This is a genomic window from Actinomyces sp. ICM47 (assembly GCF_905369875.1).
Lineage (GTDB): Bacteria > Actinomycetota > Actinomycetes > Actinomycetales > Actinomycetaceae > Pauljensenia.
Map to the genome: position 1 here is coordinate 1 of NZ_CAJPJE010000028.1, position 17769 is coordinate 17769.

The window sequence follows — 17769 nt, forward strand, 5'->3', positions numbered from 1 at the left end:
TCAACGCCTACATCACCTACTGGAACACAACAAGACGCCAAGTAAAGCTCAAGGGCCTGACCCCAGCAGAATACCGGGATCAGGCCCTACAGCAAGCCGCATAACGACTACCATTAAACGCGTCCAAGTTTCGGGACGCAGTTCATATGCTGTAGATCACGCGGGTGGGGTGCTCTGTTGGGACTGGGTGCCCGGGTCACACTGTGACGGACAACGTATCCTAGAAGGCAGAGCGCGGGGAACCCCGCGACTGCAAGGGCACAAGCCCACAGGACTGTAAAGGAGCGCCACTCATGGCAGAACCTCGTATCGTCACCGTCACTGGCGCAGCCGGCAACATCGGCTACGCCCTCCTGTTCCGCATTGCTTCCGGCCAGCTGTTCGGCCCGGACGTGCCCGTCAAGCTGAACCTGCTCGAGATCCCCCAGGCTGTCAAGGCCGCCGAGGGCACCGCGATGGAGCTCGACGACTGCGCGTTCCCGACCCTGGCCGGCGTTGAGATCTTCGACGACGTCAACCGTGCATTCCAGGGCACCAACGTCGCGTACCTGGTGGGTGCCATGCCGCGCCGCAAGGGCATGGAGCGCGCCGACCTGCTCGAGGCTAACGCGGGCATCTTCGGCCCCCAGGGCAAGGCCATCAACGATGGCGCTGCCGATGACGTGCGTGTCCTCGTCGTGGGTAACCCCGCGAACACCAACGCCACCATCGCCCAGAACGCTGCGCCGGACGTCCCGGCCTCGCGCTTCACCGCGATGATGCGCCTCGACCACAACCGTGCGATCGCGCAGCTCGCCCACAAGACCGGTGCCGCGAACGCCGACATCAAGGACGTCGTCGTGTGGGGTAACCACTCGGCCGACCAGTACCCGGACGTCTCCTTCGCGAAGGTTGCCGGCAAGCCCGCGACCGAGCTGGTGGACGAAGAGTGGCTGTCCAGCTACTACCGTCCCACCGTCGCCAAGCGTGGCGCCGCCATCATCGAGGCGCGTGGTGCCTCTTCGGCCGCCTCCGCTGCGAACGCTGCGATCGACCACATGTACTCCTGGATCCACGGCACCCCCGAGGGCGAGTGGGTCACCGCCGGTGTCATGTCCGACGGCACGCACTACGGCGTCCCCGCCGGCCTGAACTTCGGTTTCCCCGTCACCTCCGATGGTGGCGAGTGGCAGGTCGTCGACGGCCTCGAGATCTCCGACGCGACCCGCGCCGGAATCGACCACAACATCAAGGCCCTCCAGGAAGAGTACGACGCCGTCAAGGCGCTCGGCTTCATCAAGTGAGGCTACCGCCCTCGTGGCGGTTGGTGGGAAAGGGCGCGCGCCCGGCTGATTGGCCGGGCGCGCGCCCGCATGTGTGCGGGGTGCGTTGTGATGGCGGGGTTGTATGAGCGATTGTGGTCTGATGCCCACCGCGCTTTGGTGAGCGGCCCAGGGCCTAGTCAAGGTATTCGAACTGCAAGAGGTACGCGTCCTCGAAAGAGCTTGTTGCCGATGAGGGCGTGCACCCGCTCTGATCGGATGCAATGTTCCTTAACGGGTGCAATGCTCCCGATTGGGTGCAGCCCCGACAAAGTCGCATGCAGTTCCCACGACAGCATTTCAGAATTTGAAACTGAACCGTTGGAATCATGCGGTTTCTGAGGTGTCGTCAATCTGTGTCGGCGGGGAATTGCATGCAAGAGTGTTGGGTAAGTGTTTAAGGGTGAGAGCCTAGCGTGTTGTGGGGGCTAGCCGTGGTGCCGCCGTGGAGTGTCTCTTTGGTCCAGTCGTAAGCGATGCGCTGCGTGCCGTTGGCTACCGTGATCGTTCCACATTCGCGGAACCCGAAAGACTCAAGCGCGCGCGCCGCATCGGAGCGTTGTCCTCGTGGGTGTCGCAGCGCAGGTAGTCCGCGTGCTCAGTCGCGAACCTGAAAATCGCCCGCGCGACCCCATGCCCGCGCACTGCTGCCACGCGGTGAATCACGTGGTAATCGGCATCGGAATGCCACGCGCCGTCAATCTTGGCATACGTCTCGTCTGGTCCGGGAACGAAAGAAAAAACGGCGAGCGGACCAGCCTCATCCGCCACGAGGAAACAGTGCCCGTGCGCGATGTCTTCCTCAGCATCAATCCGGCCCGGGTACCCGTCGGGCCACTGCGTCGCATTCCCATGCGCCTGCATGAACGCCCGGGCACGGTCATACGCGCCCGTGATTAAGTAGAGCTTATTATCCGAAGCTCGCCTAATCTGCGGGATGATGATTAACTGGTTCTGAATATGCAACATAGTGTTGGTTGCATGCGGACATATGATAAGTTGCCTTAATTCATGAGTGGACCTGATGTTGTATATAATGGTGAATTACCAGTTCTCTTCCTGCCTGTCGTGTAGTGTTTGAGCTTCGGGCGAGGGGGCGTATGCGCAATCGAAGAATTCAAAGTTCCATGGAGCGTCTTTGGTGCACTCCGTCTCATCGGCTTGGGTAATTTCACATCTGGTAAAATTCATGCTCGGAATTGTCTGCCCCGTGATGCGGCCGATTCTTCCAAAAATGCAGTTTGTGAAGTAAAGCTTGGTTGTGTGTTCCTGGTGGAATGAATTGAAGTTGAATGAAATTGTTGCCCAGGTGTAGTTGGCTGGGGGCTCGGATATTTTTCCTTCGTCAAAAAAAGTAGTGTCGGCGTCCTTGGTAGCCTCCTCTGATTGATGCTGTGTACTTTTTCCTCTTAGGAAGTTGCAGGCTTTGAAGTAAAGGTTGGAGGCGTTTGTGGAAGTTCCTTTTGGAGTGATCTGATGTGTCACGTCCCCGAAAATGCAGATTGAAATATTTTCAAATTGTGAAGAAGCAAGTTTTGTGGGGAAGTTGTCTTGGTGTAGTACTGGTTTCTCGTTATTAGTGCCCTTCGGTTGCCCTGTTATTGCGAGCTGGGAATGGAAGGTGGCATATTTCCATAGCAATGTCGCCTTTTGAAAAATCTCCAAATTCACCTTATGATTGAAAGTTGAATGATTGAAGTGAATCACTGAACTACTTGTAAAGTTGGTGATTGAAATGGAGGTGAGGAATGTGATGTCTGTTAAGTTGATTGACGTTCCGTCCCAGTAGCCTTCGAGGTTGGTGTTGATTCGTTCAAGGATGTTGTTCAGTATTAGGTTCTGCAATTCTCCCCTCTCGTTTTCATTTTCAAAATTGTTGGGAAGGGGGTCTCCTAAGTATCTTATGTGTGCGCAAAGTGCCCTGAGGATGGCGCTGTTTAAGATTCGTGTCGTGTTCGATTCTTTTTGCTTACTTCTATTAAGCTGGTCTGCGAGTTCGAAGTATCTGCAGATTCCTTCGTATTGATCATAATATGAATTTGCGGAGAGGAGTTTGTGCGCGGTATTGCGCATGTGCCAGAGAGTCTCAGTAGCTCTTTCTAGTTCGCGAGTCGCATTGTCGCTGCTCCTCTGTTGCCAGGCGGAGAATGCGAGGCCTGCGCCGGTGATCGTCATGCAGAGTTGCATCGCTTTGGATGATGGCCAATGAGGTTGGCCTCCCCAGATGATCGCGAAGATGAGACTCGGGCCAAAAAAGATGGCTGCTACGAGCAGTGGAGTCCACCAGTGCATCAGGCAGGCTGGCATGTGGGTTAGACGTGCAGGTTCTTTGGCTTCCTGTTTGTCGCGCTTCCAGAACTTCAATCTATCTAGCAATGTCTTTTGCCCCGAGGTGCTCTCGTTGGCCTTGTTCGCATCCGTGTGCTCATCGTCGGCGGGGACCATGCTGGCTCCTTTGCTCTGGGTTCACTGCTTCGCATCGTAGCAGCCTGTCCAGGGAATCGATCCTGTAATGAGCGCTTAGGCAACTTGTGTGTCAAGCGAATGTTCAGGCGGGTTCCCGGCGTCGCAATTCAATGGCGTGGAGTGTGACAGCTGGGCCCGATAAGTGGTACTGTGGGCCCGTTAACTGGAGTGTCAACCCGCTTGGTGGCAGTGCTGGCGGCGCGCCCAAGCTGCCACCTATGGGGTTAACGTGCGCATTATGGGGTTAACGCCGCCACCCACCGGGCCGAGGCGTTCTGACCGGGTCGATGTGCGCGGATTGCGAGCGTGAAACGCTCGTGAAACCGTGGCGGCGACCGTCCAAGCAGCAACAACGCAAAAACGCAACCCTGCCCAGCAATAACCCCACCCCGCAACCCCGTGGCATCTCCCGCAAAGCGCGCCCCGGCCTCGTTGCAGGGTATGAACCTGACTAGACTGGCTCCCATGACTGAAAACGCGCAGCTTGTTGTGACCCTGTCCTGCCCGGACCGCCCCGGCATCGTGCACGCCGTGACCGGCGTGATCGGCGAGTCCGGCGGCAACGTCATCCAGTCCCAGCAGTTCGGTGACCCCGACACGGGCACGTTCTTTATGCGCGTCGAGGTGGACTCTCCGAAGGGCCGCGCGCCCATCGACGAGGGCCTGGCCCACGTCGCCAAAGAATTCAATGCCACCTACCGCGTCGACGACCTGGGCCGCAAGCTGCGCACCATCATCATGGTGGCGCGCGAAGGCCACTGCTTGACTGACCTCCTGTACCGCCAGCAGACGCAGGGCCTGCCCATCGACGTGATCGCGGTCGTCGGCAATCATCCGGACCTGGCGCCCGTCGCCCAGTTCTACGGCGTCCCCTTCCTGAACATCCCCGTCACGAAGGACACGAAGGCCCAGGCGGAGCGCCAGCTCCTCGACCTGATCGCCTCCGAAAAGGTGGAACTCGTCGTCCTGGCCCGCTACATGCAGATCCTCTCCGACCAGGTCTGCCGCGCCATGCAGGGCCGCGTCATCAACATCCACCACTCCTTCCTGCCGTCCTTCAAGGGGGCGCGCCCCTACGCGCAGGCCCACGATCGCGGCGTCAAGCTGATCGGCGCAACCGCCCACTACGTGACCGCTGACCTGGACGAGGGGCCGATCATCGAGCAGGACGTCACTCGCGTCTCTCACGCCGACTCCACGCCCGACATGGTGGCGCTCGGCCAGGACGTGGAGCGCCGCGTCCTTGCCCAGGCCGTCCGCTTCCACGCGGAGCGGCGCGTCCTCATGAACGGCAACCGCACGGTCGTCTTCTCTCGCTGACGTCGGGTGCGCGGGGTGTCAAACACTGGCCCGGCGCTCTGCTGAGGTGCTGTGTCCACCGACGAGGCCGTGGCTGGCTCTCGCGGTGGGCGCCCCTCTATCTGCTCTATCTGCGCGAATGTCAGTCGCAGCGCCGTGAAAGTGTCGTGTGAGGGCCTCCCGGCGTGTCGCGTCCTGTAACAAGAAAATCTGCGGCCAGGCGGTCATATTTGCCCATGATCATGCGCTTCCGCGAATGTGTTTGTCACTTTGCCTGCAACGCTGAGACGTGATCTTTCGGTCATTTAGCGGGTAAGCGTCGCGTTGACCGTCTGATAAATGGCACACTTGTTACGTGGACGAAACGACTCAGCAACACGCTCCTGTCACCGGCTACGTTCCCGGTGGTTTTGACATGTTCCATCAGGGACACCTCAACATCCTGCGCGCCGCCCGCGAGCGCTGCGATCGTCTGGTCGTCGGCGTGACCTCTGACGAGGCGCTGATCCGCATGAAGGGCCGTGCACCCGTTATCCCGCTGAAGGAGCGCTGTGACCTCGTGTCGTCGCTGCGTTTCGTGGACGCGGTGGTCGTGGACCTGGATCAGGATAAGCGCCTGGCGTGGCGACTCCAGCCTTTCGATGTGCTCTTCAAGGGCGATGATTGGAAGGACACTCCCAAGGGTGCTCAGCTTGAGGCGGAGATGGCGGAGGTCGGCGCGCGCGTCGTTTATCTGCCGTACACGCCGTCGACGTCGTCGACGAAGCTGCGCCGCTTTATCGCGCCTGAGGACTTTAGTGACGAGGCCTCGGCTGACAAGTCCGACAAGGCGACGAAAGGGGAGCAGCAGTGAGCCTCCCCGTGGTGCTTGAACCGGGTGCTTCGTGGGGTACTCGCTTCACGACGTATCGTGCGGCCTTGGCCGCTGCGCAGAAGCCAGGCGCGGGTGTTCCCGCGTACATGCGTTGGGTGAACCGTGGGGCTGCGCGCGTGGCCGCTGCAGCGTGCGCGGCTTTCGGCTGGACTCCGAATTTCGTCAGTTTCATCTCCGTGTGCTTCTCGACGCTCGGTCTCATCGTCCTTGTCGCGCTCGAACCTGCGTGGTGGACGGGTCTGATCGTGGGCACGTCCCTGGCGGTCGGTTTCATGTTTGACTCGGCGGACGGCCAGGTGTCGCGCGTGACCGGTGCGTCGTCGAAGACGGGGGAGTGGGTGGACCACGTGGCGGATGCGTTCCGTTCCCCGGCGATTCACTTTTGCACGGCGGCTGCCGTTATGGTGTACCGCCCCGAGTCCTGGTGGCTCGCTATTGTCGCCCTCGTTTACGGGTGGGTGACGTCGGGGCAGTTCATGAGCCAGATCCTCGCCGAGCAGTTCGTGCGCGCCGCCGGGCGCAAGCAGACCCGTGGTGGCAACCTGCGTTCGTTCATCCTGCTGCCCACCGACCCGGGCGTCGTGTGCTGGACGTTCGCGCTGTGGGGCCTCGGCGCGCCTTTCATGGTGCTCTACACCTTCCTGGCTGTGGTCGCCGTCGCGCACTCGTCAATGTCGCTGCGTCGCCGTTACCGCGACCTGCGCGCCCTGGATGCCGCGGCGAAGCAGGGGGACGGTCGTGCCTGAGCTCTCCGTCATCCTGCCCGCGCGTAACGCTGCGGGCACGATTGCGCGTGCCGTGGCTTCGACCCTGGCGGCCATGCCGGCGGACTCGGAGTTGGTCGTCGGCAATGATTCGTCATCGGATTCGACGGTCGGCGAGGCCATCCGCGGCGCGTCGCGCGGGGGAGTGGTCGATACTCGCCTGCGTGTCGAAGACATTACCCCGGGTGAGGGCGGCGTCTCGCGCGTCCTCACTCAGCTGATGGATCGCACCGATTCGCGCCTGGTTGGCCGCATGGACGCCGATGATGTCTCCCTGAAGGGGCGCTTCAAGCGCACGATGCGCGCCATTGAACGTGGCGACGACATGGTCTTCACGCAGATGATCGAATTGCGTGGTTCTCGTCCGGTGCCGCGCATGCCCTACGAGATCACGCCCGAGGACATGGGCTGGCATCTGCTGCTCACGAACCCTGTGTGCCACCCGACGATGCTGGCGACGCGCGAGATCATTGATCGTGTCGGTGGTTACCGCGCTGTTCCCGCTGAAGACTATGACCTGTGGATGCGCGTTGCGTCCGCGGGTGGTCGTATTCGTCGCCTGGCCGCCTGGGGCTTGCTGTACCGGATCCATCCGGGGCAGGTGACGGGAAATAAGGCGTGGCGCTCGGACTCGTGGAAGAATCCGGATCAGGCCCAGGCTTTCGCCGAGCTGTCGGCGCATCTGACGGGCCAGGAGCTGCCACGCCTCGTCTCCCTCGTTTCTCTTCCTCGTGACAAGGCCGAGCGTGAGCTTGAGCGCTTCGTGCAGGTCTACACTCAGGGGGTTGCATCTCGACCCGCAACGTCCCGCCGCGTCCTCGAACGTCGGCTGAATGCGCGCGCCGCGTGGGTGCGCTCGAACCTTCAAGGAGAACACTCATGATCCTCACCCCTCCGCCGACTGGCGGCCAGCAGATCCTGCGTCACGCCCTGGGGCGTCGCTGGAGGACGATCGCTGCGGGGACTGTGGTTGGCATGCTTCTTGGTGTTGGCACTGCCTTCGTGATACCCGTCACACATTCCGCGACGGTATCGATGACTGTGACGTCGCCGACGCTCACGCCTGCGCCCGCGATTCGTGCGTCGCTGTCGAACACGACGGACATGGTGACTGAGCAGGGAATCGCGAAGTCCGCCGCCGTCCTGGACGCTGCGGCCGCGACCATCGGCGGCGGGGCGACCGCTGCCGAGCTGCGCGAGAACATGGAGGTGTCGGGCGACACGAATGGCACGATCGTCAAGATCGAGTACTCCGCGCCTACCCGCGCCGATGCCGTCAAGGCCGCTGACGCGATCTCGGACGCCTACCTCAAGGAACGTACTGCCCTCGTCGAGCAGCGCGCGAACGAGATGGCCTCCGCCGTGAACGAGCAGATTGCCACCCTGGAGGCCGAACTCAAAAGCCTGAACCCCGTCGTGGATGAGGACGGCGACGTCGTGAGCACTAACCCGCGCGCCAAGGAGCTGACCGAAGACATCAACAAGCTGAAGGAGCAGGCCGCGACGCTGGAGCCCTACCACGCCACCGCCGGCCTCGTCATCACGAGTGGCGATGCTTCGATTGACACGGTTGAGCCCGCGAAGTCCCGCCTGATCCTCATTTTCACGGTCGTCGGTCTGTTCGCTGGCCTGGTGTTGATGCTTCTGCGCGAGACGCGCGCTCGTACCCTCGATTCGCCCACGCAGCTGGCTGACTTGACGGCTCTGCCCGTGTGGAGCGCCGAGGAAGGCGCGCCCGAACCGTGGCTCGCTCCCACCCGTATGCTCGCGATGGCAATTGATCGCGACCACTGGGTTGACCTTATTACTGACGCCTCCGACGCGGAGTCCCGTCAGCTGCACCGCGTTCTGTCACGGTCGCTCGCCGAGACTCGTGTGCCGACGCCTCGCCTGATCGATATCTATCAGCCCCTGGCCTCCTTGCTTGACGAGGTTCGTCCTTCCCGCCATGTGCTCATCGCCGTGCGTAAGGGCCACGACCTCAAGGAGCTGCACGCTCTCCTCAACGAGCTGGCCATCATCAACCGCGAGGTGAACGGCATGCTCTACCTGGATGGCACGGTGACGGCCGGGGCCGAGGACCTGGCTGAGCCTGCGCCCGTCGCTCAGGTGATCGAACCCGGGGACGAGGTCGTGGCGGGCCCGTCCCCGGACGAGACGACTATCCTGCCCAAGGTAGAAGTCAGCTCCGAGCCGACCCCCAAGAAGACGTCGGACAACAAGGCGTCCCAGAAGAACGACTCCACCGATTCGAAGGATAAGAAATGAGTGCCGAGGAGACCCTGGTGGTCGACGATCAGGCAGCGTCCATCTGGCACGTTGACCGCACCGCCCGCGTCACCCAGCTGATTTCGGGTGACCCGAAGGACCCCCGCGCGCTCGTTCTCGTGCGCGACAATGGGCGCAATTCGGATTTCGTCGAGATCGAGGGGACGACTCACCCCGAGTACTCGGCGCGCGTCGCCGCAGTCGAAGCTGCGTCCCCGCGCGGATGGGAAGAAGGGGCCGGCGCGAAGGTCGACGCCACGGTCATCATGTGCACGGTCGGCTCCTGCGACATGCTCGAGGCTGCGGTGCGCGCGATTCTGGCCCAAAAGCATCATCGCTTCACGCTGGTCGTCGTGGATAACGCCCCCGAGACCGGCCAGACACGCGAGAAGCTCGCGAGTATCGACGACACGCGCATGACCATCGTGTCTGCCTCGCGTCCCGGCCTGTCGCGCGCCCGCAACCGCGGCGTGCTGGCCGCCCGTGGCGAGGTTATCGTCTTCACCGACGACGACGCGATCGTCGACCCGAACTGGCTGACCGCGATGATCGACCCCTTCACGGCTTCGCCGTACGTAGCTGCCACCACCGGCATCGCCTTGCCGCTGGAGGAACGCTACAAGCCTCAGCGTTGGTTCGAATCACGCGGTGGCTTCCCCAAGGACATGAAGCCCCGCGTGTGGTGCGCGGGCGACATGCCCGAGGGCCTGGAGGCCCTGGGCGAGAAAGGCGAAGGCGGCCCGCTCTTCCCGATCACGACGGCTCGCGTGGGGGCCGGCGTCTGCATGGCCATGCGTCGCGACGTCCTCATGGAGGTCGGCCCCTTCGACCCCGCGCTCGGCGCTGGCACCTCGACGCGAGGCGGCGAGGACCTCGACATGTTCGCGCGCATCCTGGCCACACGAGACGTCATCATCCACACGCCTGACGCCCTCGTGCACCATCGTCACCGCGTCGACGAGGCCGGCCTGGATAAGCAGATCCGCGGCAACGGCTCCGGCATGGCCGCTCTGCTGACGAAGGCCATCATCGAGAAGCCCTCGGTCCTGTGCACCCTCGTGGGACGCATCCCCGGAATCCTCAAGCGCATCAAGCCCGGCGGTGCCCGCGTGGCCGGCCGTGATGACGATACGCCCGGCTCGCTCACCAGGTCCGAAATCAAGGGCTTCCTGGAGGGGCCCTTCCTCTACCTGTCTTCGCGCAGGAGCAACAGGCTCGCCCCGCTCCACCCGGCTGACGAACCAGAGGCCGACGCGACCGCGCAGAACAGCGCTGACGCAGCCCCGGCCTCGTCCGAGGAACGTGGCACTCCTGAAGGGAACACGAGCGCGTGAGCTGGGGCCGCGGAATCTGGAGGAAGCCGCCACCGGCGCGCATCGGGCCGCTGCGGGAGGACGCGCAGGACCTGCCGGCGTGGCCCTTCGTCGCGGCCTACTCGATGTACCTGCTCTGGTGGGTCATGGGCTCCGGCGACCTGATGTGGCCGTTCTTCGGAATCATCATGCTCGTGCTGATGCTTGGCCGAAGCGGTCTGCGTTTCCCGCCCGGAACGATCATCTGGATGTTTTTCCTGGCGTGGGTGTTGGCGTCTATGTCGATGCTCGACTCGGGCGGGCGCGTCATTGGCGCGTTCTACCGCTTCCTGCTCCAGCTCGCTCCCGGTATCTTCGCGGTCTACGCGTACAACGCGCGTAAAACGCTGAGCGTGCGCGTCATCGTGGGCACGATGTGGGGTTTTCTCCTGTCGACCACGATTGGTGGCTTCATCGCCATGGCGTGGCCCGAGCTGCGCTTCAAGACGCTCATGTACTACCTGGTGCCGAAGCCGCTGCACGCCAACGACTTCGTCAAGGACTTCACGAAGCGCGCCACCACCCAGTGGAACCCGTCGTCGTGGATTTTGTCCGACCCGCGTCCCTCCGCGCCGTTCATCTACTCGAACACGTATGGCAACGTGTACTCGATGATCTTCCCGCTCGCGCTGATTTTTGCGTACGTGCTGTGGCGTGAGCGCTCGACATATCGTTTCATCGTTGTCGGCGTGTGCGCGCTGTCGATCATTCCGGCGGCGGCAACGCTCAACCGTGGCATGTATATCGGCCTCATCGTCATCGTGACGTGGGTCGGTTTCCAGCGCCTGCGCGCCGGGGCGTGGCGCACCGTTCTGGGCATCATCGCTGCCCTCATCGTCAGTGTGGTGGCCTGGCTGTCCACACCCGCCTCGAAGTCCCTGTTCGACCGTCTCCAGGAATCCTCCTCAACCGCAGACCGTGCGTCGAACTACCTGGAAACTCTCAACGAGCTTGCCGAATCGCCGTTCCTGGGATTTGGTGCTCCTCGCCCCTCGGCGTCGTCCTGGCTGCCGGCTTTGGGTACCCAGGGCCAGTTCTGGACCGTCCTCTTCTCCTACGGCCTCGTCGGCATTTTCCTGTTCATCCTGTTCTTCCTGCGCATGTTCCCGCGCATCTGGCGGGCCAAGGACGTCTACGGTTCGATCCTGGGCGGCATCATGCTGGCCACCCTGGTCGAGCAGTTCTACTACGGCATGAACACGGGCCTGATGCTCTCGGTCGTCGCCGCCGCTCTGCTGTCGCGTCACCTGGAAGAAGAGAACCACCCGCTGCGCCTGGCCGCCGCCCAAGCCGGTACACCTACGCCCGGTTCCGTCGCCGGTACGGTCCGCGTCGCGGCCCCCGTGCGTCTGGGCGAATGGGGAAGCCCCGCCGCGAACGACGGGGCTTTCTCCACTCGGATGCTCGAGCGACTCAACAGGTCGGGTCGTCGGGGAAGGAGACACCGGAGAGCTTCCAGTTCTGACCATCCTTCACAAACTGAAAGTATGTGAGGGCGCGGGTCATGGTCGTGTCGTCCGTGAAAGACGTCCCCGCGTCGTTGAGGACGCGCACGGAGGAAGAGTCCACACAGGCCGACACGGTGAGGTTTCCGGCACCGTCATCGGCGATGACCTGCGGGTTTTCGACAGTTGGCGTGCCCTCGGAGTGCAGGCCTTCCTTCGCCCATTCGACAGCCTGCGCATCGAATTCTTCGAGCGCGGACTCGGTGAGCACGGAAGACAGGTCGGTTGCCTGGGCCTGCTCGGGATCGGTGTACGCGTCGTACAGGGTTGTCAGGATGTACGAGGCCTGGCCGCCAGCTTCGGTGGCCGTGTCCATCGCGCCGGTTGCGTTGGCGGGACCCGCCGACTGCGGCGTGATGGTCTTGGCGATGGATTGCGGGGCGTCGGATTGGCCGGGACCCACGCTCTGCACGCCGGAGGCTGCAGTGGTCTCAGTGTCGGAAGAGCCCGTCAGGCGCAGTACCACGACGATGACGAGCGCGATGACCAGGAGGATCGCTGCTGCGACGAGGCCCTTCTTGCGGGTGGGGGAGAGAGAGTTGATGAAGTTCATGTGTTTCCCATCGATCGATTATAGGGAAAGGCTACCGCGTGGTACGTGGTAGCGGGAAGGTTACTCATGAGTGAGACAAATCAAGCCAGGCGGTCCCTCGCTCGCGGGGGCATCGTCGGGTTCGTCGGAGCCATGGCCTCGGCCATCCTGGGTTTCGCTTTCACGATCATTCTCTCGCGCATGTTGGGCGCGACCGGCGCGGGCGTCGTCACACAGGCGACAGGCGTGTTCGCCATCGTCATGGCTTTGGCGAAGGTTGGCCTGGACTCCACGGCCATCTACCTGATGCCTCGCCTCTCCCTGGATGCGCCCCAGGAGATCCGCGCAACCCTGTCGTTTATGGCGACGATGACGGTGGGTGTGTCCACCGTGTGCGTCCTCATTCTCGAGGCCGTGGCCCCGTTGATCTGGAATGCCGAGGTGTCGGGTGCGACCCGTGCTGTTCTCTGGTTCGTCCCGATCGGTGCACTCACGCTCGTGGCGTCCGCCGCGCTGCGGGCGCTGGGTAACATGCGTGAGTACGTGCTCGTCCAGAACCTGCTGCTGCCGGGCCTGCGTCCCCTTCTGGTGGCCCTGGCGGCCGCGCTGACGGGTTCTCTGGCGCTCGTCTCAGTCGCGTGGGCACTGCCCTTCGTCGTGGTGCTGGTGGCGTCTTGGTGGCTGCTGCTGCGGCACATGCCGTCGGTGGCGGACTCTGAGGGGCGCTGGCCGAGTGCGCAGCGTCGTCGCCAGGTCGTCTCCTTCGCCCTGCCTCGCACCCTGACTGCCGGTCTCGAGCAGGCCCTGCAGTGGCTGGACGTCCTGCTGGTCGGCCTGCTCGCGGGCGATGCTGCCTCGGGTATCTACGGCGGTGCGATCCGTTTCATTCAGGCGGGCATGGTCGTCGATACGGCCCTGCGCGTCGTCGTCTCTCCGCAGTTCTCCAAGCTCCTGCACCAGGAGCGCATCAAGGAGCTGCGCGACCTCTACGGCACGGCCTCCATCTGGCTGGTGCTTTTCGCCGCGCCGATCTACGCGCTCATGGCGATCTACGCTCCGGCTCTCATGAGGATCCTCGGTGATGGTTTCGCGCCGGGCGCGAACGTGCTCGTTGTCCTGTGCATCGGCTCTATCGTGACCTTCATGGCGGGCAACATTCACTCGCTGCTCATCATGAGTGGGCGCTCGGGGTGGGCGGCCGTGAACAAGGTTGTGGTGCTGACGCTGAACGTTGTGGGCAACGTCATTTTCATTCCTCGTGGAGGTATGGTCGCAGCTGCGACGGTTTGGGCGGTATGTATGGTACTTGACGCTGCGATGGCGACCGTTCAGGTGTCGCGCTTCATCGGTGTGACACCGAAAATCTCTGAAGTGGTCAAGCCAATCCTTGTTGTGGGCGCATCTGCCGCAATTCCTGGTGGTTGTATAGCATGGTTGTGCGGATGCGATTCTTTCGTCGGGATGGTCGCTGGGTCGGCCCTCTCGGTCCTCGTTTTCGCTTGTGTTTGTTGGGCTTTTCGGGATCGGCTCCATCTCTCGGGACTTGGGTCCTTAGCGAAGAAAAAGCGGGGGTAAGGGAGGGGTGTATGAGGTACCTGTGAAGGTTTGACTTGACCGGCCGGTTGATGGACTTTCCCTTGTTGTGTAATCCTTAGTGCAACAAGATTATTGTCCCGCTGAAAGGCCGTGTCATGGCTTCCGCACTTTCGCGCCTTGTAACCCTTGCATCTGCGCCGATTATCGCGTGTGCATCGCTTGCGTTCGCCCCGATGGCGCACGCAGATGATGGCAATCCACCTCCCGTTTCCCCCGGTCAAACCGTCCTTCACGACGGTTTGAGCGCCGCCACCGCAGCGGCCTCGTGCTGGGACATCAAGCAGCGCGATCCCAACTCTCAGGACGGCACCTACTGGCTCCAGACCCCCGCGATGGACGCCCCCGCCCAGTTCTTCTGTGATCAGACCACAGATGGCGGCGGCTGGGTCATGATCGGCCGTGGCCGCGAAGGCTGGGAGCCGTGGAGCGGCGGCAAGGGCGATCCGGCGAAGCTCACAACGCGCGAGCGTAACCAGTCGGCCTTCGACGTCGTTCAGCTCTCCAACGACGCTGTCAACGGCCTGCTCAACAATGAAGACATCAAGGACCAGCCGGACGGCGTGCGCGTCCTGCGCTCGTGGAGCGCCTCGGGCCGCTCCTACCAGAAGCTGGACCTGAAGTTCTCCAAGATGACGGACTTCGTGTGGCCCTTCAAGATGGCTCACCCGGTGAGCGTCTCGATGGACGGTGCCAGTCCCGTCTCCGGCCTCCTGTGGAATACCCTCGGCTACGACCAGGGCTGGAACGCCCTCCAGCTCTACCCGTCGGCACGCACCGGCTGGACTGTCGGTTGGGGCTACGGCATCGGTGCCGGAAACTGGGGTGGCGACCTGAGTTCTGCCTCTTCCTTCTTCCACAAGAACGGCCAGACGGTCTTCCCCTACTCTGAGGCCTACGTGCGTCCGCGCATCGCCTCCGACTCCTCGGCCTTCACCCGCATCCCGGACGAGGGCGAGGCTGGCTTCACCGTGACCCGCGCCGTCTCGAACTACGCGGCCACAACCTCGTGGGGCGTAACCGGGAACATCAACGGCTCCTACGCGGAAGGATCCATCCAGGTCCAGGCCCTCAAGCAGGTCGGCTCCACCATGTACGTCGGCGGTAACTTCACCGGCGTCAAGCAGGGCGAGAACGGTTCCGAGAACCCGTCGCGCGGCCTGGCGGCCTTCGACGTCAATACGGGCGATTGGACCGGCCAGGCTTTCGACTTCAACAATCAGGTCAAGGCCCTCCTGCCCCTGCCCGACGGTCGCCTCCTCGTGGCCGGCGACTTCACGCGCGTCAACGGCGAGACTCATGTCGGCACCGTCGTCATTAACCCCTCCACCGGCCAGGTCGACCCCTCGTGGGACCTGTCGATCAGTAACGCGCTGAACGGCGGCCAGGTGAGCGTGCGCGCGCTCGACTACTACGACGGCAACGTCTACCTGGGTGGTGTTTTCACACACCTGAGCGGCGGCGGCTCCTCAAAGGTCTACGGGCGCAACGCTGCCCGCGTGTCTCTCGACGGGCGCCCCGACCGCAGCTGGAACCCGGAACTTAGCGGTTCCGTTCAGGCCGTGGGCGTCAGCGAGGCTAACGGTGCCTTCTACGCCGGCGGACACTTCACCCGTGCACACGGCTCCGAGCGTGCATGGTACGCGGCGAAGTTCTCGACCCAGCCCGGTGCCGCCCAGGACTTCGAATTCAATTTCGAACCTTCCACCGTGAGCGCCGGCAAGTACCAGCAGACCATCGCCACCGGGGGCAACCGCGTCTTCATCGGCGGCTCCGAGCACTCCCTGTTCGGCTACGACACTGGCACGAACTCGCGCACCTCCGGCACCCTCACCATGAGCATGGGCGGCGACATGCAGGCCAGCACCATCTCCTCCAAGAACGTCATTTACGGCTCCTGCCACTGCTCTGACGGTGCCTACCAGGACAAGTACGACTGGGCCGTGTCTGACCGCTGGTCTCGTATCGACGAGATCAAGTGGGTGGGCGCATGGGACGCAACCACCGGCGAGAACCTGCATTGGACCCCCTTCGAGCTCTCCTCTAGGCGCAAGACCGGTGCGTGGGCGCTCACGACCGATACCAACGGCAACCTGTGGGTCGGCGGCGACTTCGATTTGTCGCACATCGACGCTTCGCGCACTCAGTGGAACGGTGGCTTCGCTCGCTACGACAACCGCGACAACGTTGCGCCCGAGACCCCGACGCTCGTGCACACGACCGCTTCCACGGCCTCGTCTGTGACCCTGGCCTGGGAAGGCGTCTCCGACGCCGTCTCTTACGAGATTCTGCGCGATGATCGCCCCATCGCCTCCACGACCTCGGCCAGCGTTGAGGTCCCGCGCGGCGGCGACAACCGCTTCTTCGTGCGCGCAGTCGACGCTGCGGGCAACCGCTCCGCCACCACCGCCGTCTACGTGCCCCCGGCCGACGGCGAGGTTGACCCCACCAACCCCGTCCTCCTGGACGCTGGTGCCACCTGGAACTACCGTGCGCTCAATAGTGCCGCCCCCGAGAACTGGAACCAGGCCTCGTTCGACGACTCCCAGTGGTCCACCGGTGCCGCTCCGCTCGGCTACGGCGACTCTCGCATCGCGACCGTCCTGCAGTCGAACGTCGCGCGCCCCGTGACCTCCTACTTCCGCACGCACTTCCCGGTGGTCGACGCCAAGGCGCTCAAGGGTGTCACCGTGAAGTACCTGGCCGATGATGGTGCAGTGGTCTATGTCAATGGCACCGAGGTCGACCGTACGCGCATTGACGCAGGTGCCGTGAGCTACACGACGCGAGCCAACGCCGCGCCGAGCTACAGTGCGGCCACGAGCTCCCCGTCCGAGGTCTTCGTGCCGGCCTCCCTGCTCACCACCGGCGACAACGTCATCGCAGTCGAAACGCACGTGAACTACACGCGCAGTGCAACCGTGGGCATGTGGGCCTCCGTGATCCGCGTCGACGGAACGCCCGAATCGACCTCCGGGGATGACGACGTGAAGCCGGAGCTGGAACCCCAGCCCGATCCGAACCCGGTCCCGGTTCCCTACACTGAACCCTCGGCGCCCACAAACCTCGAGGATGCCACCAAGCCCATCGACGTTAGCGCTATGACGAACGGCGAGGTCATCCCCTCGGCTTCCACCCAGTGGAACTACTGGACCGCCATGGCAGCTCCTGTCTCTGACTGGGCAACGACCGCATCCCTGGCGGACTGGTCGCGCGGTGCAGGCCCCATCGGATGGGGAGACTCGGACGCGGCCACTCGCCTGGACATCGCCAAGAAGGATCGCCCCGTCACGTACTACTTCGCGCGTGACATCGACCTGGGCACCGTCACCCCCAATACGACCCTCACCGTCAAGGTGCGTGCGGACGACGGCGTCGTCCTGCGCATCAACGGACAGGTCGTGGACACGAAGCGTATGTCGCATGGCAACATTAGCCATGACACGTACGCGAATGCGGCGGTAACTGCCCCCAAGGCGGCCTCCGATCTGCTCGAGGTGAAGATTCCCGCCAGCTACTTGACATCTGGAGTGAATCGCATCGGCGTTGAGGAACATATCAACTACAAGGGCACGCCGTCCATGTCCTTTGATTTGTCCGCAACAATGGCCAAATAGAGCGAACATCGTGTCGCTTCATGCAGGTTGAGGTGATGTCATGACTAGTTTGGACAGTTTGACCGACCTCATATATTCCTGTTGACAGGGGGAGCCCTCGCCGTTCTGGCGAGGGCTCCTTCGTATGTGGTAGAACACTCTCGTTTTTGGCTAACCACATGGTTGAGCGTGATGGGTTTTCGTGACACTATAGGGGTA

Annotated in this window: 13 protein-coding genes and 1 pseudogene; 11 read left to right on the forward strand and 3 right to left on the reverse strand. The window is 62.8% G+C overall.

Going from position 1 to position 17769, the window contains the following annotated elements; genetic code table 11:
- Positions 1-11 precede the first annotated feature (11 nt).
- Together QZ149_RS06555 and QZ149_RS06560 are read left to right on the forward strand one after the other, a co-directional pair.
- Positions 12-104, forward strand: a complete 93-nt coding sequence (locus QZ149_RS06555; RefSeq protein WP_291450547.1) for an IS3 family transposase — start codon at positions 12-14, stop codon at positions 102-104.
- Positions 105-293: 189 nt separating this feature from the next.
- Complete coding sequence (locus QZ149_RS06560) at positions 294-1283, forward strand: malate dehydrogenase (protein ID WP_009057671.1); 990 nt, start codon at positions 294-296, stop codon at positions 1281-1283.
- Between the two features lie 415 nt (positions 1284-1698).
- On the opposite strand, the pseudogene QZ149_RS06565 reads toward QZ149_RS06560, so the two are convergent.
- A pseudogene (locus tag QZ149_RS06565) lies at positions 1699-2270 on the reverse strand (GNAT family protein).
- A gap of 75 nt (positions 2271-2345) precedes the next feature.
- On the reverse strand, positions 2346-3746 hold the full coding sequence (locus tag QZ149_RS06570) for a hypothetical protein (RefSeq protein ID WP_291450528.1): 1401 nt from the start codon (positions 3744-3746) through the stop codon (positions 2346-2348).
- A gap of 486 nt (positions 3747-4232) precedes the next feature.
- On the opposite strand from QZ149_RS06570, the gene purU reads away from it, so the two are divergent.
- The 7 genes from purU to QZ149_RS06605 all read left to right on the forward strand — a co-directional run bounded on the left by purU (position 4233) and on the right by QZ149_RS06605 (position 11817).
- The gene (gene purU, locus QZ149_RS06575) at positions 4233-5087 is read left to right on the forward strand and encodes a formyltetrahydrofolate deformylase (protein WP_291450529.1); all 855 of its coding nucleotides are present in this window, start codon (positions 4233-4235) and stop codon (positions 5085-5087) included.
- 334 nt (positions 5088-5421) lie between these two features.
- Entirely contained in the window at positions 5422-5919 is a 498-nt protein-coding gene (locus tag QZ149_RS06580) for an adenylyltransferase/cytidyltransferase family protein (protein ID WP_291450530.1), read from the forward strand.
- Positions 5916-6686: a CDP-alcohol phosphatidyltransferase family protein gene (locus QZ149_RS06585; RefSeq protein WP_034505167.1), complete on the forward strand. Its 771-nt coding sequence runs from the start codon at positions 5916-5918 to the stop codon at positions 6684-6686. Before QZ149_RS06580 ends, QZ149_RS06585 begins: the two co-directional genes overlap by 4 nt.
- Complete coding sequence (locus QZ149_RS06590) at positions 6679-7587, forward strand: glycosyltransferase (protein WP_291450533.1); 909 nt, start codon at positions 6679-6681, stop codon at positions 7585-7587. The genes QZ149_RS06585 and QZ149_RS06590 overlap by 8 nt, the downstream gene beginning before the upstream one ends.
- Positions 7584-8972 carry a hypothetical protein gene (locus tag QZ149_RS06595; protein WP_291450534.1) on the forward strand — a complete coding sequence of 463 codons (1389 nt, stop codon included), beginning with the start codon at positions 7584-7586 and terminating at the stop codon, positions 8970-8972. The genes QZ149_RS06590 and QZ149_RS06595 overlap by 4 nt, the downstream gene beginning before the upstream one ends.
- Positions 8969-10306, forward strand: coding sequence for a glycosyltransferase family 2 protein (locus tag QZ149_RS06600; protein ID WP_291450536.1), 1338 nt, complete (start codon positions 8969-8971; stop codon positions 10304-10306). The genes QZ149_RS06595 and QZ149_RS06600 overlap by 4 nt, the downstream gene beginning before the upstream one ends.
- Positions 10303-11817 carry an O-antigen ligase family protein gene (locus QZ149_RS06605; RefSeq protein ID WP_291450537.1) on the forward strand — a complete coding sequence of 505 codons (1515 nt, stop codon included), beginning with the start codon at positions 10303-10305 and terminating at the stop codon, positions 11815-11817. Before QZ149_RS06600 ends, QZ149_RS06605 begins: the two co-directional genes overlap by 4 nt.
- On the opposite strand, the gene QZ149_RS06610 is transcribed toward QZ149_RS06605, so the two are convergent.
- On the reverse strand, positions 11738-12382 hold the full coding sequence (locus tag QZ149_RS06610) for a hypothetical protein (protein ID WP_291450538.1): 645 nt from the start codon (positions 12380-12382) through the stop codon (positions 11738-11740). The genes QZ149_RS06605 and QZ149_RS06610 overlap by 80 nt on opposite strands.
- A gap of 66 nt (positions 12383-12448) precedes the next feature.
- Here QZ149_RS06610 and QZ149_RS06615 point away from each other — a divergent pair, with 66 nt between their 5' ends.
- The gene (locus QZ149_RS06615) at positions 12449-13936 is read left to right on the forward strand and encodes an oligosaccharide flippase family protein (RefSeq protein ID WP_291450539.1); all 1488 of its coding nucleotides are present in this window, start codon (positions 12449-12451) and stop codon (positions 13934-13936) included.
- Positions 13937-14052: 116 nt separating this feature from the next.
- Complete coding sequence (locus QZ149_RS06620) at positions 14053-17571, forward strand: fibrinogen-like YCDxxxxGGGW domain-containing protein (protein ID WP_291450540.1); 3519 nt, start codon at positions 14053-14055, stop codon at positions 17569-17571.
- The last annotated feature ends 198 nt before the right edge of the window (positions 17572-17769 follow it).